The following is a 3,010-nucleotide window of genomic DNA, read 5'->3' on the forward strand; positions in this document are numbered from 1 at the left end:
ATCAATTTATCTCTCAAGCAAACTACTAGACAAAGTGCTATAAAAGCTTTAGAAAAACAATCCGATTATAACATATTCTTCTCTAATGAACTACCAGGATTAGATGATGTTATATCAATCTCTGTAAACAACGAAACTGTGGAAGGCACTTTAAATAAGATATTAGCTAAGTCTAACATCTCTTATAGAGTTGAAGCCAATAAACAAATTGTAATCTTCTCACAAACAAAACAAGAATCAACTCCAGCAAAATCAAACAAGATTAGAGGTAAGGTTATCGATAAATCAGGAGAACCACTAATTGGAGTATCTGTTGTCTGCCTCAATAATAATAAGGGAACTATAACCAATATGGATGGAGAATACTCTCTCGAAGTACCGGCTGCTTCTAAAGTTCAGTTTTCATATATAGGATATAATAATAAAGATATCATCATCACTAAAGATGGTGTTTATGACATTTCTTTAAAAGAAGATACTCAGCTACTTGAAGAAGTAATTGTGGTAGGATATGGTTCGATGAAAAGAAAGGATATAACAACAGCTGTGTCTGTAGTATCCACTTCCGACATAGAAGAAAGGCCTATTATTTCTGCAGCTCAAGCCATACAAGGTAAGGCAGCAGGTATTCAAGTAATTCAACCATCGGGTGCTCCAGGATCTGGCATGAGCATACGTGTACGTGGTGCGACCTCTGTACAAGCCTCTAATGAACCTCTATATGTGGTAGATGGAATGCCAACAGACCAAATATCAGATTTAAATCCAAATGATATTGAAAGTATGCAAGTATTGAAAGACGCATCTTCTGCTGCCATATACGGAGCTAGAGCAGCCAATGGGGTTGTGCTGATTACAACCAAGCGTGGCCAAGCAGGCAGACCGATTGTTAAGGCAAGCACCTATGCAGGTTTTTCTAAATTGGGAAAGAAAATAGACGCACTAAATACGGATGAATACAAGGATTTAATGAAAGATCTTAAAAAAGTATCCAACGTTGCTCCAACTATTCCTGATAGTGAAAACAGATATGTAGATTGGACAGATGAGTTTTTCCGTACGGGTGTAACTCAAAATTATCAATTATCTGTTTCAAGTGGAAATGAAAAATTACAATACTTCATTTCAGGTGGTTACACAGATGAAAAAGGAATTGTAAACAAAGCAAACTTCAGAAGATATAGCTTCCGTTCCAATATTGATAGTCAACAAACTAATTGGTTAAAATTAAATTTAAATGTTTCTTATTCGAATACTAAGGGACAATGGATTACTGAAAACGGAAGTGCTATGCGTTCAGGCTCTATCTTATCAGTGCTAAACACTCCTCCATTTTTGAACAAATGGGATCCTAATAATCCGAATCAATACGACGAATTGGCTTATGGATCACGTATTTTAAACCCATTTGCAGCCAATGCCGCCGATAATGCTACATCTACAGACTTTTTGAGAACTTCCTTTGGCTTTACTTTAGACATTTATAAAGGACTTAAATTCAAATCCAACTTTGGACTTGAACTAACCAATGAACATTGGGACTATTTCTTAGATCCAATTTCAACATCTGATGGTAGAGGAACAAAAGGTAGAGTTCAAGAAAGCTTTTCTAGAAATTTCGAATGGCTATTGGAAAACATTTTTACTTATGATAAGTCTTTTGACAAACATAACTTATCACTAATGGGTGGTAACACTCTTCAAAAGGCTCAATATAATGGCAGCTGGATTGCAGGCTTTGATTTATCAGAATCTTATCCCGACATTCACTCTATTGCAGCAGCAAACCAGATAGATAAAGATGCTACAGGATCTTCTGCTTCAGCATGGACACTAGCTTCCTTCTTAGGTAGAGCTGCTTACAATTTTGCTAGTAGATACTTAGTTACTGTAAACTTTAGAGCAGATGGTTCTTCTCGATTTGCGCCTAAACATAGATGGGGATATTTCCCGTCAATATCAGCTGGTTGGAGAATTTCTGAAGAAAAATTCATGGAAGCAACTAAAGACTACATCACAGATTTAAAGCTAAGAATAGGATGGGGTATGACAGGTAATCAGAGTGGTATAGGCAACTATTCATACCTGGCTAACATGAATGCTAGTAGAGTTACTCCTACTTCAGACAATTTGTATCCAGGACTTGCTATCAGCCCCAACTCTGCAGCCAACAAAGAGTTGACTTGGGAAAAGACAGCTCAATGGAATGCGGGTATAGACTTGAACCTATTTAATTCACGTATTATTTTTTCTGCTGATGCCTACATAAAGAAAACAAAAGATTTACTTCTAACAGTGGGACTACCAGAAAGTGTTAACCTACCAGGTGGAATTACTCGTAATGATGGGGAGATGGAAAATAAAGGTATTGAGTTCATGGTTTCATCGCAAAACTTAACAGGTCAATTGCAATGGAATACAGACTTCAACATTTCCTTCAATAATAATAGATTGACCAAACTTGGACTTAATAAAGTATATTATGATGGAGAGATGTACGAGACCAAAGAAAATGCTATCATCCTAAAAGAAGGACTACCTTTAGGCACATTTTATGGTTATATCTCTGATGGAGGAGATCCCGAAACAGGAGACATCATGTACAGAGACTTAAATGAAAATGGTCAGATTGACCCTGAAGATCGTACAACTATTGGAAATGCTCAACCAAATTTTATCTTTGGATTAACAAATACCTTCTCTTATAAAGGACTCTCTTTATCGGTTTTTTTACAAGGTAGCCAAGGTAATAAGATTTTTAATGCCACCAGAATTGATACAGAAGGCATGTTCGACTTTAGAAATCAATCTAAAAATGTGCTTGACAGATGGAAAAGACCAGGTATGGTTACCGATATTCCAAGAGTAGGTAATATAGAAAACATCCACAACTCTTCACGTTTTATTGAGGATGGATCTTATATCCGTTTGAAAACAATAACCTTATCATACGATTTCAATAAAAAAGTACTACAAAAGCTACATCTATCTCGCCTACAAGCCTATGTAA

The 3,010-nt window shown here is 36.2% G+C and carries 1 protein-coding gene; it reads left to right on the forward strand.

What is annotated here, in order from left to right:
• A partial coding sequence (locus tag K8V80_RS05495; RefSeq protein ID WP_423773062.1) for a TonB-dependent receptor occupies positions 1-3,010 on the forward strand: 3,010 nt, incomplete at both ends.

Source organism: Bacteroides coprosuis (assembly GCF_020741705.1).
Classification (GTDB): Bacteria; Bacteroidota; Bacteroidia; order Bacteroidales; family Bacteroidaceae; genus Bacteroides_E; species Bacteroides_E coprosuis.